This window comes from Photobacterium sp. SP02 (assembly GCF_038519165.1).
Classification (GTDB): domain Bacteria; phylum Pseudomonadota; class Gammaproteobacteria; order Enterobacterales; family Vibrionaceae; genus Photobacterium; species Photobacterium halotolerans.
Genome location: NZ_JASJOJ010000003.1, coordinates 20,453 through 36,714, shown reverse-complemented (window position 1 = coordinate 36,714; position 16,262 = coordinate 20,453). Strand labels below are relative to the sequence as shown.

15 protein-coding genes are annotated in these 16,262 nt (G+C 49.0%); 9 read left to right on the top strand and 6 right to left on the bottom strand.

Annotated elements, in window-relative coordinates; translation table 11 throughout:
• Positions 1 to 161: 161 nt before the first annotated feature.
• Positions 162 to 509 carry a hypothetical protein gene (locus P0Y67_RS02005; protein ID WP_342390523.1) on the top strand — a complete coding sequence of 116 codons (348 nt, stop codon included), beginning with the start codon at positions 162 to 164 and terminating at the stop codon, positions 507 to 509.
• A gap of 46 nt (positions 510 to 555) precedes the next feature.
• Here the strand turns inward: P0Y67_RS02005 and P0Y67_RS02000 are convergent, their stop codons facing one another.
• Both P0Y67_RS02000 and P0Y67_RS01995 read right to left on the bottom strand, forming a co-directional pair.
• Positions 556 to 1,032: a hypothetical protein gene (locus P0Y67_RS02000; protein ID WP_342390522.1), complete on the bottom strand. Its 477-nt coding sequence runs from the start codon at positions 1,030 to 1,032 to the stop codon at positions 556 to 558.
• Between the two features lie 312 nt (positions 1,033 to 1,344).
• Positions 1,345 to 2,013, bottom strand: a complete 669-nt coding sequence (locus P0Y67_RS01995; RefSeq protein WP_342390521.1) for a MaoC family dehydratase — start codon at positions 2,011 to 2,013, stop codon at positions 1,345 to 1,347.
• A gap of 426 nt (positions 2,014 to 2,439) precedes the next feature.
• On the opposite strand from P0Y67_RS01995, the gene P0Y67_RS01990 reads away from it, so the two are divergent.
• From P0Y67_RS01990 to P0Y67_RS01965, 6 genes are all read left to right on the top strand, one after another.
• A complete protein-coding gene (locus P0Y67_RS01990) occupies positions 2,440 to 3,609 on the top strand; it encodes a serine hydrolase domain-containing protein (RefSeq protein WP_342390520.1) in 1,170 nt (389 codons plus the stop codon).
• Between the two features lie 120 nt (positions 3,610 to 3,729).
• Positions 3,730 to 3,945: an alternative ribosome-rescue factor A gene (locus P0Y67_RS01985; protein ID WP_027251138.1), complete on the top strand. Its 216-nt coding sequence runs from the start codon at positions 3,730 to 3,732 to the stop codon at positions 3,943 to 3,945.
• Positions 3,946 to 4,074: 129 nt separating this feature from the next.
• Positions 4,075 to 4,836 (top strand): molybdate ABC transporter substrate-binding protein, encoded by a 762-nt coding sequence (gene modA / locus P0Y67_RS01980; protein WP_342390519.1) that lies wholly within the window; start codon positions 4,075 to 4,077, stop codon positions 4,834 to 4,836.
• A gap of 32 nt (positions 4,837 to 4,868) precedes the next feature.
• Entirely contained in the window at positions 4,869 to 5,567 is a 699-nt protein-coding gene (gene modB, locus P0Y67_RS01975; RefSeq protein ID WP_342390518.1) for a molybdate ABC transporter permease subunit, read from the top strand.
• Positions 5,567 to 6,652 carry a molybdenum ABC transporter ATP-binding protein ModC gene (gene modC, locus P0Y67_RS01970; RefSeq protein ID WP_342390517.1) on the top strand — a complete coding sequence of 362 codons (1,086 nt, stop codon included), beginning with the start codon at positions 5,567 to 5,569 and terminating at the stop codon, positions 6,650 to 6,652. Before modB ends, modC begins: the two co-directional genes overlap by 1 nt.
• A 416-nt stretch (positions 6,653 to 7,068) precedes the next feature.
• Entirely contained in the window at positions 7,069 to 7,752 is a 684-nt protein-coding gene (locus tag P0Y67_RS01965) for a CAP domain-containing protein (RefSeq protein WP_342390516.1), read from the top strand.
• Between the two features lie 65 nt (positions 7,753 to 7,817).
• On the opposite strand, the gene P0Y67_RS01960 is transcribed toward P0Y67_RS01965, so the two are convergent.
• The 4 genes from P0Y67_RS01960 to P0Y67_RS01945 form a co-directional block, all read right to left on the bottom strand.
• Complete coding sequence (locus P0Y67_RS01960) at positions 7,818 to 8,405, bottom strand: hypothetical protein (RefSeq protein ID WP_342390515.1); 588 nt, start codon at positions 8,403 to 8,405, stop codon at positions 7,818 to 7,820.
• Between the two features lie 168 nt (positions 8,406 to 8,573).
• Entirely contained in the window at positions 8,574 to 9,362 is a 789-nt protein-coding gene (locus P0Y67_RS01955) for an alpha/beta fold hydrolase (RefSeq protein WP_342390514.1), read from the bottom strand.
• Positions 9,359 to 10,411 (bottom strand): M14 family zinc carboxypeptidase, encoded by a 1,053-nt coding sequence (locus tag P0Y67_RS01950; protein ID WP_342390513.1) that lies wholly within the window; start codon positions 10,409 to 10,411, stop codon positions 9,359 to 9,361. Before P0Y67_RS01950 ends, P0Y67_RS01955 begins: the two co-directional genes overlap by 4 nt.
• Before the next feature lie 235 nt (positions 10,412 to 10,646).
• Entirely contained in the window at positions 10,647 to 11,327 is a 681-nt protein-coding gene (locus P0Y67_RS01945; RefSeq protein WP_027251146.1) for a DUF4336 domain-containing protein, read from the bottom strand.
• A 549-nt stretch (positions 11,328 to 11,876) separates the two neighbouring features.
• Between P0Y67_RS01945 and P0Y67_RS01940 the strand changes: the two genes are divergently transcribed.
• Together P0Y67_RS01940 and P0Y67_RS01935 are read left to right on the top strand one after the other, a co-directional pair.
• Positions 11,877 to 13,001, top strand: coding sequence for an efflux RND transporter periplasmic adaptor subunit (locus P0Y67_RS01940; RefSeq protein WP_342390512.1), 1,125 nt, complete (start codon positions 11,877 to 11,879; stop codon positions 12,999 to 13,001).
• Positions 13,002 to 13,003: 2 nt separating this feature from the next.
• Complete coding sequence (locus tag P0Y67_RS01935; protein ID WP_342390511.1) at positions 13,004 to 16,183, top strand: efflux RND transporter permease subunit; 3,180 nt, start codon at positions 13,004 to 13,006, stop codon at positions 16,181 to 16,183.
• The last annotated feature ends 79 nt before the right edge of the window (positions 16,184 to 16,262 follow it).

The window sequence follows — 16,262 nt, the reverse complement described above, 5'->3', positions numbered from 1 at the left end:
GCAGAGATAAAAACGGCGCATTGCGTCGTTTTTTGTTGCTGAGTATCTGGCATTTATTCCAACGTAAATAAATGAATGCACTTGCATATTAATACAAAGGCATTAAAGTGGGCTCGCAACGAAATAAACCGTTTTTTCATGTCGAATAACTTAACGAGAAGATGCTGAATTTTCTGAAATACGTATTGCTGAGCAATTTGCTGGCCGCTGGTGCCGTATGGGTTGGCCATAAATTTTTCGAGCAGCCATTCAGTGTTAGTGGAGATGTTCTGTTTTATATGTTCGCTCTTCAATGGGCACTGGCCGGCATGGTCTGGAATGGCGGCAAAGAGAGTCAATTTTTTGATGATGATCGCGCTGCCATCAAAGCGGTATCCATGTTGTCGGATCATGAGATAGAAGCAGATAGGCAAAGAGAAATAAAAGCGAACTACCATTTTGGGTTTATCTTCTTTTTGTCGGGGCTATTTCCTTTACTCGCCTGCATTTTATTATCGGTATTTAACTGAGAAGCTACCCGCTTCACGGCGGGCAGCGATAGCATTGACGGAGAATTTATGCGGAATACGGCAGATAACCGGTAAAGCCACAGATTTTCCAGCCTGCACCTGTGTGTTTCAGGTAGTAGAGCGACTGCCATAACAGTTCATCAACACCGCCATCAGCACGTTGGATGCTGCCGCAAAACTGTTTACGGGCAATCGCACGTCCATTCTCGATGGTAATTTCATTCAAGCTGGTCGCAGCATGAACCGCCAGCTCTAACGGTTCGCTGTACGCAGTTTCTTGCGCGACCTTTGCCTGACGCAGCCACTCTTCCTGATAGTCCGCCAGGGAGGAAAAAGCAAAAGTCCATGCTGCCGGGTTTTCTGACTTGTTGGCATTGATGGCATAAAACTCATCTTCAACGAAGTCTTCAGCAACCTGTGACCAGTCTGCCTCGCAGTAAGCTTTGATATCACGCGTTACAAGCATATCCCAGATAGCAGCGCGATCCTTGTCAGTGTCAGTAAATGGGTTGGATTTAATCATAGTGACTCTCCCTAAAAATCAGTCCCAATGTGGGATGCCACTCATACGTGAATGGCCAAACAAACTGACGAACATCAAACTGGAAATGACACCTAAATTAAACTGATAGAGTTTAAGGTTGGGATCTTGAACAACAAAAAGCCCCTGATATTAAGGGAATATACGAAATAGATATGTGTCAATGCAGGGGAATATTGCCCGCCTTGTAGCCTTGTCACTGTCTGGCGTTGGCTACTGAAAGGAAAAACGGCGGTGTTGCGCTATGCCGCTCAAACTGAGTGAAAGTTTGAGCGGTAGGGCATGAGATAGCGATCAGAAATACAGTCGAACGACTGATTCAGCTACACAGCCAGGGCGGCGGCAGCCTTCGATTTCAACGGAAATTTCCTGCACAATTTCCAGGCCACGTTTTACAGGCGTGACAGACTGGATTTTTGTACGGGCTCGCACCCGGCTACCTTCTTTAACCGGGTAGGGGAAACGTACCTGATTTAAACCGTAATTAACCGTCATTTTTGCGGTCGGAAATTTCTGGTTGTCGGGATCGACGCTATCTGTCAGCACAGAGAGCAGCGACAGCGTAAGAAATCCGTGCGCAATTGTTGTTTTAAACGGTGACTCAAGCTCAGCGCGCTCCGGATCTGTGTGGATCCACTGATGATCATCCGTGACATCGGCAAATCGGTTAATGCGATCCTGATCGACAGTCAGCCAGTTACCAACGTGAATCTCTTCACCCAGCGATGCGAGCAGTTCTTCCATGAGTTTGGCGGCTTCAGGATGAATCTCGATCGCTGCCGTTTTCTGTACAGATTCACCATTCGAGGCAATATTCTCAGCTTTAACCCAACCCGTGACATGAGCCTTATTCAGGAATTCAATCCAATAGTCACGAATTGACGGCGACAGCCAATCTTTCAGCTCAAATGGATGCTTGGCCAAAATTTCACTTTTCTGTTTGAGAAAGTCGACCACTTTCATGCTTACCAACCTTTATCGTTTTTTCTTAGTATGATTGAGGCGGCATATTGAATCCTGGCTTAGCAGCAACGGGATTAAAATGTGCCCTTGATCTCAAATAACTCATCGGATGAGTTCTCATTATTATAAATCAAATTGATGCCGTCACTGTAAAGTGTGCGTCAAATCATACTTTAGCATCAAAGTGTGATCTTGATCACCTTGTTGTGATGTGAAGATTCGTCCTGACTTCAGCTAGCTTCATGGCTGCAGGTTCTGGTGCAGATTGCTCAGTGACACTTAATCTGACTGATGGCAACCAGCCCTTTTGTCATCCCTGTGAGTATAGATTGTCGCAGGAAAAAGAAGTGAATAGTGTGCGATTGATACCTGTTTTTAACTTCTTAGATTATACCTACCCTATTACCTGCTTTAGCAGGGGACAGGGTGTCAGGTGGGGTTGTGTGCTGTCGAACCTGGTTGTGGTGCTGTATTTTCATCTTAGGCATTCGGGGTGCATGTGCCGCTCCTGGTGATGAAATTGTTTTTGCGCTGGATAAATTTGTGAATCAAGCCGTGACAAGCTCAATCCCTGGTGCGTCGTTGGCTGTACTCGTAAACGGCGAGATCCGCTTATTACGTGGTTACGGTGTCACTAAAGTAGGAGGCGATAAAAAGATTGATTCTGCAACCGTGTTCCCGCTGGCGTCCATTTCTAAAACGTTTGCTTCAGCAGCAACGGCGCTGCTGGTTGACCGTGGCCTGATTGAATGGGATACACACGTTGTCCCGTATCTTGAAGATGTCAAATTCAGCGATCCGGATTTAGGTAAAGTTGTCACATTGCGAAATGTCCTGTCTCATACCACAGGGCTGGTTCCTCAGGCGTACTCTGATCTGCTTGAAAATGATGTGAGTTATCAGCGGATTCTTTCAATATTAAACCGGGTCAAGTTTGTTTGTGATCCCGGTGAATGTTACGGATACCAGAATATTGTCTATAACCTGAGTGCCGACATGATTTCACTGGCATCTGGTATGGATTACAGCCAGTTTGTGACAGAGCATATTTTTATTCCGCTTCATATGCACAGCGCAACTTTTGGCCTGGAGAGCTTTCTGAATGCCGATGACAGAGTTGTCCCGCATGTCAGAACCAAATCAGGCTATGCGGCCGTTAAGCCTGCTCCTTACTATTACGGCGTTCCAGCGGCGGCTGGCGTCAATGCCAGCGCGCAGGATCTTGCGCAGTGGATGCTGGCTCAGTTTGGCCAGTATCCTGAGGTACTCAGTGAAGACAATCTCACTCTGTTACATAAGCCGTTGATCCGGGCCAATCAGTACCGATACCGGGCGAAGCTGAGTAATGTGTATTACGGACTAGGGTGGCGAACATTTGACTATCAGGGGATTACCGGGTTTGTCCATCACGGTGGCTGGGTTAAAGGGATAAGAACAGAAATGGTTTTTAACCCGGTCACACAGACAGGTATGGTTTTTTTGACCAATTGCGAAACAGATGTGGCAAGAGAAGTCGTATTAGAATTCCTGGATTTGTATAAACGCTATATTGACCCTGGTGTTTCTGGTGACGAAGTAGCAACATCAGGAAATTAAAGCGCTTTTTTGAAATCTGATCACTAAAATTTATCTTGGCAATCTCTTGTATTTTTAACTGTCAGGCGTACACTTCGCTTGAAATTTGCCGGTAATAACTGATTAACCAAGGAGCATATCATGGCAAAGAAAAAGTGCTGTCAGCACACAGAGCAGGTCACACAGACTGGTTTTGAAACCGATCATGGTCGCGGAACAATCATGGACAATGCTCTCAAAGCGGTCGTCACCAGTAAAGTCTTCCGCAGCCGAGTTGAAAAAGCCCGAAAAGGCAAAGGCAGTTTTCAGCGCAAGGCAAAGCACGGAGGACGAGAGTCCTGGCCAATCGCTGCTTAATGTAAGCATGATTGCCCAGGACTCTTTTTTGGTAAGTTTTATTTTCTGACTCAAGGGTCAGAAAATAATTGTCAGGTATAGTCATCTGATTTACTATCTCTGACTCATTGATTGGAACGGAGTCTGGTAATGAAAAAGCTTTGGTTCGTGTTGTTTTCCCTGTGTCTGTTTAACCTGCCTCAGGCCACTGCACAGGAAAAAGTGCTGGTTTTTGCTGCGTCTTCGCTCACCAATGCGCTGAATGAATTGGCGGAAAGTTATGAGCATGCCAGTGGCAATGAGGTGGTACTTTCGTTTGCGTCGTCGTCAACGCTTGCCCGCCAGTTAGCACAAGGGGCACCAGCAGATTTGTATTTATCAGCAAATACAAAATGGATGGATTATGCGGCAGAGCAGAAAGTGATCCATACCGAATCACGCAAAAATTTACTGCACAATCGGTTAGTCTTGGTTACCCATCAATCGGAATCGGTGAATTCAGTACCGCTAAATGGTTCATGGGATATCGCTAAGGCATTAAACGGCAGCCGACTGGCCGTTGGCGATCCGAATCATGTACCGGCAGGCATTTATGCCAAAGAGGCATTGGAATCTCTGGGACTTTGGCAACAGGCAGAGCCTTTGCTGGCGAGAGCAAACAATGTTCGTGCTGCGCTTTTGCTGGTGGAAAGACAGGAAGCGAAGTTTGGTATTGTTTACCAGACAGATGCTCAGGTAGCACAAGACGTCAAAATTGTTGCCCAGTTCCCTGAGCAAAGCCATCAGCCCATTACCTATCCGGTTACACTAACCCGGCAGGCCCCATCGAAAGCGGCACAGGGATTTTATGATTATCTCCAGTCGTCTGATGCAACCAAAGTGTTCGAGCGCTACGGCTTTTCAGTCAATTAACCAAAGGGAAGCGTGTCATTCTGAGTATTCCCATGGATACCTTTACTTTAACCGACTATGAAGTCACCGCACTGCAGCTGAGTTTGAAAGTCGCACTCACTGCAGTGATTGTCAGTCTGCCGGCAGGAATTGGCTGCGCCTGGTTGCTGGCAAGAGGGCAGTTTTGGGGCAAATCCCTGTTGGATGGCCTGGTACATCTGCCGCTGGTCCTGCCTCCTGTTGTGGTCGGCTATCTGCTGTTGGTTATGATGGGGCGCCAGGGAATGATTGGTGCTTATCTGTACGATTGGTTTGGCATCACGTTTGGCTTTAGCTGGCGTGGTGCTGTTCTGGCTGTCGCTGTGGTGGCTTTTCCGTTAATGGTAAGATCGATACGGCTTGCACTGGAAAATGTCGATCCTAAGCTGGAACAGGCTGCCCGCACACTCGGGGCCAGCCCGGTTAAAGTCTTTTTTACCATCACATTACCGCTTATGTTACCCGGTATACTCACGGGTACCGTACTGGCCTTCGCCCGGGCGCTGGGCGAATTCGGCGCCACCATCACCTTTGTCTCGAATATACCGGGCGAAACGCAGACTATCCCTCTGGCCATGTTCTCATTCATAGAGACACCGGGAGCCGAAGTGGAAGCTGCCCGCTTGTGCGTGATAGCCATTATTATTGCTTTGCTGTCTCTGGTGATCGCAGAGTGGCTGGCTCGCATTGCACGAAACAGGCTGGGTAATTGATGTTAGAGCTGAATTTTGTCAAGCAACTTGGACAAATGCGACTGAATGTCGACGTGCGCTTACCTGCGTCGGGTATCACTGCCATTTTTGGCCGATCAGGTGCAGGGAAAACCTCTTTTATTAATATCGTCAGCGGGTTAAGTAAGCCGGATGAAGGCCACATCGCTTTCGGCGAGCATGTGCTTTGTGATACTTGGCAGGGCATTAATTTACCACCGGAAAAGCGCCGTATCGGCTATGTTTTTCAGGATGCCAGATTGTTTCCGCATTATAAGGTGAAAGGTAATCTGCTGTACGGAAACCACAGCAAGCCTGACCCGGAATTGTTCAGTGAAGTCGTTCAGCTTCTGGATATATCGCATTTACTAGGTCGTTATCCTGCCAGTTTATCTGGCGGTGAGAAGCAGCGTGTTGCCATTGGCCGCGCGTTGCTGAGTAAACCCGATATGTTGTTGATGGATGAACCATTGGCCTCACTGGATTTACCGCGCAAGCAAGAGCTGATGCCTTATCTGGAATCGTTAGCTAAAAGTGTCAGTATTCCTGTGCTTTATGTCAGTCACAGTCTGGATGAAATACTTCGCCTGGCGGATCACATGGTGGTGCTGGATCAGGGGAAGGTGATTGGAAATGGCGCGCTGACAGATGTGTGGGCCTCCTCTGTGATGCGTCCCTGGCTCAGCGCCAGAGAACAAAGCTCAGTGTTGCAGCTAATAGTTACTGAACACCATCCTTCCTATCCGTTGACCCAGCTTTGTATCGGGCCAGATCTGCCGTTGTGGGTCAGCAGAGTGCGGCGGCCAGTCGGGGAAATGGTCAGGGTGAGAATTCACGCGAATGACATTTCCGTCACCCGAATCAAACCCGCGCAGACCAGTATACGGAATGTGTTGCCCGCGACCGTCGAAGGCATAGAGCAGCATAAATATCACTCTGATATCGTGGTGCTCCGTTTAGCTGTTGGCACGTCAATCCTGACGGCCAATATCACGCCCTGGGCAGCAGATGAACTGAACCTCAATGTCGGCGATAACCTGTATGCGCAAATCAAAGGCGTAAGCCTGAGCCAGCAGGATTTGGCCTGAGTGACCAACTCCTTGGTGTCCTAACCTTCTTCTCATTCCCCTTGTTGATATATTGCTAGCACCCATTTTACCGTGTGCGACTTTTGTCAGAATCGAACAAAAAATAACCTGATCGGGCTGTGCATATTTTGAACAATGTGCGGGTGGTTTATCTGCTTGTTTCATTGAGATTAAGTTCCGCCGTGTGCTCAAAAACTGGCATATTTTTGTGTCAAATGATTGTCAGGATGTGCATTTTTTAAACGTCAGCTATTGCTAGCAGATGTTCGCAGTCAGTATATTCCTCTCCCGTTGTTGGCTGATTTTATCTTTGCAGCTGTAAAGGTTGCACATTGCAGAGACTTATCCCTGGCTACTGATTATTCTGGCCTCTGCGTTATAAATCAGGATCTTATTATTATTAAGTGGATGTACCCATGCGAATTCTTACAGTATTGATTCTATCTATGTTTGCCCTTGTCGGGTGTGGCGGTTCAGACGGTGGTTCAGGTAACAGCTCTACTTCTCATAACGGCTCTTCAGTATCGAATGGCGGTTCTTCAGAGCGTCCAACGACTGAAGATGGCGGTCAGACTACAGGTGGTTCTTCGGGCTCGGGTTCTACCGGATCAGGTTCAACAGGAACAGGCACTGGTTCAAACACAGGTGGTTCAGACCAGGCCGATTCTGGCAGCTCAAATCAATCTATGGCTGATGAAATGCTGACAGCGGTAAACGCTGCGCGGGCACAGGGACAGACTTGCGGCGGCACCTGGATGCCAGCAGTTGCTCCTCTGACATGGGATGCCACTTTAGAACAAACGGCATTTCTGCACTCGAGCGATATGGCCAATTATGATTACTTCAGCCATACAGGTTTGGATGGCTCATCACCGAGTCAGCGTGTAACCGAACAAGGTTACAGCTGGAAAACAGTCGGTGAGAATATTGCGGCAGGCCAGAAAACGGTATCTGCTGTGATGCAGGGCTGGTTGGAAAGTCCGGGACATTGCAAAAACATCATGAACGGCAGCTTCACGCAGATGGGCGCTGCGTCTGACACCAACTCAGGCAGTACCTACGGCATTTACTGGACCCAAGTGTTTGCCTCGCCGAAGTAAGCTCAGAGCTTAAGCCAAACTTTGCCTGGTGGTTGCCGGGCAAAGTTTAGCGCTATCTTAGGATGTTATTGATGCCATTGCTGGTAAGCATCAATGCAGCGAATCTGAGGAAGTTTTTGTTTTAGCACATTATCGAAGCCGCTTTGTTTATAATTTCTCAGTTCAACATTGTATTTGGCTGTGGCTAAATCATAGTTGTTGGAATGGAGTATAGAGCCAGCACAGGTTTTTTTATACTGATCCCAGTCACTGTAATACTTCACATAAAACGTCTGGGTCCATGCGCCGCCGGAATTGTCTTCACCACCTGTCACTTTGTTGTTAATGATACGCTCGGCATAAAATTCCCAAGTGCCATCATCAAAGATCGTAAACTGAGCAGGGTTGTCATACTCTAAATTTTCACGGAAATAGGCCACATTGGTGAACTGGAAGACCGGATTTTTAGTGTTGGGTTTTTTATCCGTTCTTGCCGGTAAATAGATGTTCATCGTCTTATCGATGGGCGAAGCCGTGGGGGCTTGTGTGCTGGTTTCATCGTCACCGGAACTGCAGCCCTGCAGTAAAATCAGGCCCAGAACGGTAACCGATGTGATAAAAATGCTGCGATTGTAAGACATGAAAATTCTCCTACGATGATTATGCACCTGCATAAATCTCAACGTATGCAATGTCATCTTTGAGAATATCGGTAATGCTTCTTTTGTGACGTATCAACACTGAGACGTCACAGACTTCTTCTTGTCTCAACGAATAAGTGTGTGGTTTTACAATAAGCTGAATAGCCTGGCTGCTGAGTAAATTTCGCTATCAAGCTGGCTTCATTTCACATCCTGCCAGAATGCCAGCGAGTAACGGCAAACCCAGTCGGGATCATCAAGTGGTAAGTCATGGCCGGCACTGGGGTGAATGTGTATGGGGCACTGCCAGTAATGGGCAAGCGTACGGCTGCAAGAAACATCGACCAGCTCGTCATATTGCGAAGCAAGCAGCAGTACGGGTTTATCCGGAACATCTTTATACCGGAAGCTCAAGGCGGCGTTCAGTTGCCGGAACAGATTACTCCTTTGGATAGGACACTCTTTGCGCCATCGAATCCATGTTTTCAGTATGTCAGGGTCTTCGGGGTACATGTTTGAGGTCATACGAAGAATGTGCTTTTCCTGCTCTTCAGGTTGGCTCATCAGCAATCTGATGATATTGGGGTACTGCCGCCAGCGTAATCGCTTATAAAAGGGGGATTGTTTGCCATCACTGGTATTGAGCAGCACCAGTGATTTCACTTCCTCCGGGTACAATCTTGCCCACTCAAGCGCAATCATTCCCCCCATAGAAATCGCCAGCAGATCATAGGTTCCTGCTTCTATTTTATTTTCTGTCTCAAGTTCCCGGGCGTGTAAAAAATGTAACTGCTGATGGAGGTCATCAACCATGGCGCTGACGGTGGAGGGGGATGTCTCGAGAAACCGCTGGCCATTACCGGCCAGATCCAAAGCGATCACCTTACGGAAAGGAAAGTGCGATCTTAACTGTTGGGTGAAATTGCCCCAGTGTCTTTGCTCGCGAAGTAATCCCCGCAAAAGGATAATAGGTCGTTGGCAGTGAGTCATGAGCAGTTATCCTGATGGTTTGATGAATACCAGAGCAACATCGCCTGGTGCCAGTCGGCCGTATCTTCGCTGTGACTGAACCAATTGGTATAAGCTTCGGTCGCATTTATCAGAAAGTCTAACAGAACGAGATGTTTGCGGAGTGTCCGTTGCACTCTGTGCTTTTTAATGGGATGAAATAATCCGAGCGGATGCCAGAGTTGTAACGGGTTTTTTCTCACCCACAGCCAGGAGCCCATTTCCAGCGTGAGCGGTAGCAGGGTATTTCCCTGGGCTTCTGCTTCATCATACAAAAAGTCCCACAAGTCACCGTGGCAGGTGTAGTGTTTTGTCTGTGGTTCGAAAACATAGTTTTGATGAGGGTAAGCCTGAAAAAACATTTCCCGCACCCGAAACAGACTGCCGAGTCGCGAAACAGGCTGGCGGGTACTTTTGGCGTAAGGGAACCAGATCCTGTCTCTGAGCCCGAAGCCAGAATGGCAATCCAGCGCCATGGTAAACGGGCTCTGCCGGGTCTGCTTTAGTACCTGATCAACCAGCAGCTGTGCTTCAGCTTCCATTGGGCGCCCTGCCGGACCGCGATACCAGGGCAAACGGGGACTGATTCTGTGACCACCGACCAGCCAGGCTGTGCGTTCCTGGCTTTCGACAGGGGCATTGCGCATCAAATCAACATGCCTGGCGTTCGAGCGGCGTTGCATGGCCATACCCACCGGATTGAGCAGCGGAATAGCCACTATCTGCATCTTTTCGAGCGTGCGTTGCAGGTTATTATCCCAAGCCAGGCGCTGACAAAGGCTGGTCAGCAGTGAGAGCAAAACCTGGGTCCCAATGCGCTCAAGGCCATGCACTCCGCCAACCAGAAACAGGCAGGGCAGGCCGGGAGCGGGGTTGCCTAAACGGCACTCATAAATGGGGAGATGCTGATCATGAAAAGGTAACCGGATTAACTCACTGGCCTGCAGGCTAATGCGGTTCTTGATTTTCGCTTCGCTTTCAATCAGTGCTTCAAGTTGTATCAGTTCAGGCAAACGCTCGGTAATAGTCACATTGAATCCCTGTTTTCATCATCACTATCCCTGTCCTACTTGAAGCTGCAGCGGTGTTGGCTACATTCATTCACTGGAACGCCAGCCCGGCCCAATCACATAGTTCAGCTATGTTCATGGGGATTCATTCACTTGCCGCCTACCTGCATCATCAAGTAGTTTAGGTATACACTTATCATGGTTCATAGTGGAGTGAAAAGCTGACAGCTTTATTGCAACTGAGCGCGTTATTGTTCTAGGCCAGTGCCCAGCGAAAAGCCTGAGAAAAGATATGTTTGCCGTTCTCGGGTATCACTTGCCCATGGGCAAACAGGATTTTGTCAAACGGCCAGGTCAGAATTTCCTGCAAGGACTGGCGTAACCGGGTTTTGTTGTGGAAGCTATGGCGCCAGTAGAGTGGCATTGCCGGATGAAAATAGCAGCCATTGGCTAAGGCTAAGGCCACGGTGGCCGGGTTGTGACTGTTTCGCAGCCAGGCCATGGCATCGCCAAGGATCAGGGTTTGTGATTCGGGATCGCAGAACACCACTTCTTCAACACGATCGCTGCCTCTTAATAGCGTCTGTAATAATTGTCCTCGCCACAGCGCAGGCGTTTCAGCACCCAGCGCATCATCAAAGACCAGATCTGTGCGCTTGAGCTGAAGCCCCGGAGGGGCAAAAAAGGTCGCCTGGGAGTAGGCGAGCCACCACTCGGACAAAAAAAGATGATGATTCAGGTTAGGTGTCACTATGGCTGTGACACGGCCGAGTTTAGCTAACTGGAGCTGAATGCCAGTAGTGAGCTGAACCGGTGAATGAATAAGAAGATTATCGTTTTTGAGCCGTATCACTGTCATGCGGCAGCCAACAGGCACGCCATAACGCTTCCACGGCATATCCTGATACCAGATTCGATCTTTACTCCATTCGATCATCGCTTTATTCCTTAAAGCACCACCTGTATTTTCGGCGGAGTGTATCAGAGAAAAGTCTGCTTATATATAGAGTTAACAGCAGATAAATTAACCCCCAGCCGGTGTAGTGAATTGCATAACCGTGTGAATAAAAAAGTAAACAATTCGCCAGATATTGGTTGTTTTCGCCATGCTCTGAGTTTGGTTTTTCTGTAGGTGATTGAATTATAGCGTAAATATTTTTTGGTATGTGATTTGCTATATGCGTGTACCGACTATGAATAAGGTATATTGCAAATGGGTTAATTCATTAAATGCAGACAGGTTAATAATCCCGTTTTTCATCAGAGTTAACATATTCAGAACAATACAGTTGAAACAAGTAAGCTCTGCTTTTTATCTCACACACACATAAGTAGAATTCAGCGTGAATTATTCGTTACTTTTAAATGTTAAAGCTCACAGTTGCAGTTTCATTTTATGGGCCAATAACAAAATGAATCCAGAAAAATTGCATTAGACTTGAGTGGTAGCGTTTGGTGACGTTTCGTCATAAAAAAGGAGAATATGATGAGAGGACTACACACCGTGTTACGGTGGTTGGCGGCCAGGCCTTATATCTATGCCATTGGTATTACCGTTCTGATTCTTGGCTGGATGCTGTCTGGTGGTCAGTCTCAGGAGGACAGCGCCGCAATGCAGTCGTCGGGTAATGAAAACAGTGTGCCTGTTCAGGCTCAGACTCAGGATAAGGCGCCGGTACCTAAAGTCAGAATCACCACCTTCGCAGCCGAGCCTGTATTTCGTAGTCTGACCTTATACGGTAAAACAGAACCCAGCCGCCAGGCGACAATCAAAGCCGAAGTGGCTGGGCGAGTGATTGAGGTGATTGCGCAGCGTGGCTCGTTAGTGAAAGAAGGACAAATCATTGCCCGCCTGGCTCAGGATGACTGGCCGGAGCAGTTAAAGCGGGCAAAGGCCGTGCTCAAACAGCGGCAGATTGAATACGACGGTGCGAAGCGACTGAATGAAAAAGGCTTTCAGGGGCGTGTTCTGTTAGCTCAAACCGAAGCCGATCTTGTTGATGCACAGACGACTATAGCGACCCTGACGCTGAAGCTGGAAAAAACCACCATCCGGGCACCACTGAGCGGTATCTTGAATGAGCGGATGGTAGAAGTGGGCGATTATGTCCAGGTGGGCGATCCGGTCGGCAATATTGCGGATATCGATCCGCTGATAGTCCGGGCTGATGTCACTGAAACGGATATTCAGCATATTCGTTTGGGTCAGGAAGCGGAGGCAAGATTGGTAGGAAATCATGCTGCCACAGGCAAGGTTCGCTACCTTTCGAAAGTGGCCAATGAAACCACGAATACGTTCCGTATTGAGGTCGCTTTCGACAATGATCAGCTGAACTTGCTGGCAGGGACCAGCGCTGAGCTGGTGGTACCGATTGAAGAAACGGAAGCCATTAAAGTCACGCCTGCCGTACTGGCTCTGGATGAGGCCGGGAATCTCGGTGTTAAAACCGTAGAGAAAGATCATGTGGTCTTTACGCCGGTGCGCGTCGTGAAAAGTGATGGTGACGGTACCTGGCTGGGTGGATTTTCAGGCATGGTGGATGTGATCACCGTTGGTCAGGGTTTCGTCCGGCCGGGTGATCGTGTGGAAGCTATCAGGATGGAGAACTGAGAATGCTTGGGATGATAGATGCCGCATTGCATCGTACCCGTACCGTTGTCCTTATTCTGCTGCTTCTTTTGGTTGCCGGGTACATGAGTTACCAGAGCATTCCTAAAGAAGCGGAACCGGATATTACCATTCCTTTTATTTACGTCTCGATTTCCCATAGCGGTATTTCACCGGAAGATGCTGAACGCTTGTTGCTGCGGCCCATGGAGAAGGAATTGCGTGGCATAGATGGCGTGAAAGAAATGACCTCAACCGCCAGTGAAGGCCATGGTTCGGTGTTACTGGAATTTGTGGCCGGGGCCGATACGAGCAGTGCCTTAGCGGATGTGCGCGAGAAAGTGAGTCTGGCTAAGGCGAAATTACCGGACGGCACAGACGAGCCGACGGTGAATGAAGTCACTATGGCTTCTGAAAACCCGGCTATCACAGTTATGTTGTCGGGCACTGCGCCAGAGAGGGCGCTGATTACCATCGCGCGTGATCTTAAAGATAAGCTGGAAAGCATGCGCGAAGTGCTGGAAGTCGATATTGGTGGTGATCGGGAAGACATGATTGAGATTCTGGTTGATCCGCTGCTGATGGAAAGCTATGACCTGGATCAGCAAGATATTTATAACCTGATATCCCGTAATAACCGGCTTGTGGCGGCAGGGACACTCGACAGCGGGCAGGGGCGTTTCCCGATCAAGCTGCCTTCTGTCTTCGACAATATTAAAGACGTCATGGAAATGCCGGTTAAGGTGTCTGGCGATAAAGTAATTACCTTTGGTGATGTCGCTACCGTTCGCAGGACGTTTCAGGATGCCGAGTCTTATGCCCGGGTGAACGGTAAACCTGCGGTATCGCTGGAAGTCAAAAAGCGGCCTGGGGAAAATATCATCCAGACAGTCGAAGGCGTGAAAGCACTGATTGAAAAAGAGAGCGAATTCTGGCCGCCAACCATTGCGGTGGATTACACCGGCGATCAGTCAAAACATGTCAAAACCATGTTGAACGACCTGCAAAATAACGTGCTGTCTGCCATTTTGCTGGTGGTCATTGTGATTATAGCTATTCTTGGTGCGCGTACGGCCTTGCTGGTGGGGATTGCCATTCCCGGCTCGTTTCTGACCGGGATACTGGCATTGGCGGTGCTAGGCTATACGGTCAACATGGTGGTGCTATTTGCCCTGATCATGGCCGTTGGCATGCTGGTTGACGGCGCCATAGTGGTTACTGAATACGCCGACCGTGAAATGAGTGAAGGCACGCCACGCTATGAAGCTTACAAAAAAGCCTCAAAGCGTATGGCCTGGCCGATCATTGCTTCCACGGCAACAACGCTGGCCGCTTTTGGCCCGTTACTCTTCTGGCCGGGTATCATGGGCGAGTTCATGAAATTCCTGCCATTGACGCTGATCATGACCTTAGTCGCCTCTTTGGCGATGGCGTTGATTTTTGTGCCGACATTAGGTGGTTTGTTTGGTAAGCCGCGTCCCATCTCTGCCGAAAAACGTCAGCAACTGATTGAAGCCGAAGAGGGCGATATTGAGCACCTGCCAGGTTTCACCGGTAATTATGTCCGGGTACTGAAAGCGGCGGTGAAGCGGCCATGGAAGGTGTTATTCGGCGCGTTAGTGTTCTCGCTGGCGGTTATCCTGCTGTACGGCAAAGCCGGTAACGGGACGGAATTTTTCCCTGAGGTTGAGCCGGAAGGGTTTAATATCGTTGTTCGGTCGCAGGGCGATTTATCCATTGAAGAGAAAGATCATCTGATTCAAGAGGTGGAACGCCAGTTATTGAACTTGCCTGAGGTAGAAACCCTGTATGCGCGCTCGGGAGGCGATGACCGGATTGGTATGCTCAGGGTTAACCTGATCGACTGGCAAGACAGACGTCCGGCGGCGGAAACGATTGAAGAGATTAAGCAGCGCACCGCCGGGCTTGCCGGGCTGGAAATTGAAGTGCGGCAGGATCAGGCTGGCCCACCAACCGGTGATAAAGATGTCAACCTGCAAATCAGCTCACGCTTTCCTGCACTGCTGAAAGACTCAGTCGCGAAAGTCCGTAAGGAACTGGAATCCAACCCTGCCTTTACCAACATTGATGATACCGGCCCTAAACCGGGTATCGAATGGCAGATAAAAGTGGATCGGGCCGATGCCGCGCGATTTGGCGCAGACGCCACCTTGGTCGGCAATAATGTCCAGTTTGTCACCACAGGGTTAACGCTCGGCGAATACCGGGCTGACGACGTTGATGATGAAATGGATATCCGTGTGCGGTTCCCGGAACAGTACCGGCATATTACCCGCCTTGAAGAGCTGCGGCTGAAAACAGCGCAGGGGCAGATTCCGCTCAGTAACTTCAGTACCTTAGAGGCCGCCAACAAGCTGGATACCATCAAGAAAGTGGATGGACGCCAGGCGCTGTCGGTAACGGCTGACATGGCACCCGGTTACAATCTGAGTAAAGTCATTCCTGAAGTCATGGCACGTTTACCCGAGCTGGGGCTGGATCCCAGGGTTCAGATTACGCTCCGAGGGGAAAACGAAGAGCAGGAGAAAGCGTCGGCTTTCCTGAGCAAAGCCTTCCTGATTGCGATGGCTGTGATGGCGATTATTCTGGTGACCCAGTTTAACTCTTTCTATCAGGCTTTTCTGATCCTGACTGCGGTCTTGTTCTCAACGGTCGGCGTACTGCTTGGGATGCTGGTATTCAATCAGCCGTTCGGCATAGTGATGTCCGGGATTGGGATCATCTCGCTGGCCGGGATAGTCGTGAATAACAATATCGTTCTGATTGATACCTATAACGTACTCAGAAACCAGGGCATGGAGCCGATTGAGGCGATTCTTCGCACCGGTGCCCAGCGCTTGCGTCCTGTCATGATGACCACAGTCACCACCATTTTAGGCTTGATGCCAATGGTACTGATGGTGAATGTGGATCTGATACAGCGCAAAGTGGAATTTGGCGCTCCGTCCACGCAAATGTGGGCACAACTTGCCACAGCCGTGGCGGGTGGGCTGGCGTTTGCAACGGTTCTGACGCTGGTGATAACCCCTTGCATGCTGGCGCTCGGTGCTCATCGTCAGCAGCGTAAGGAACAGAAAGCACGCAGTAAAAGCTCCCCGCATCTGATTGATGAAGCATTGATGGATGACGATGAAGAAGTGAAATCGCTGGAAAAAGTCAGTTAACGATCCGGCTTTTCCTGTACCGTTCTTCGCACCGCGCTGAACCATAAAAAGAACCGCCACCTTTTTCAAGGTGGCGGTT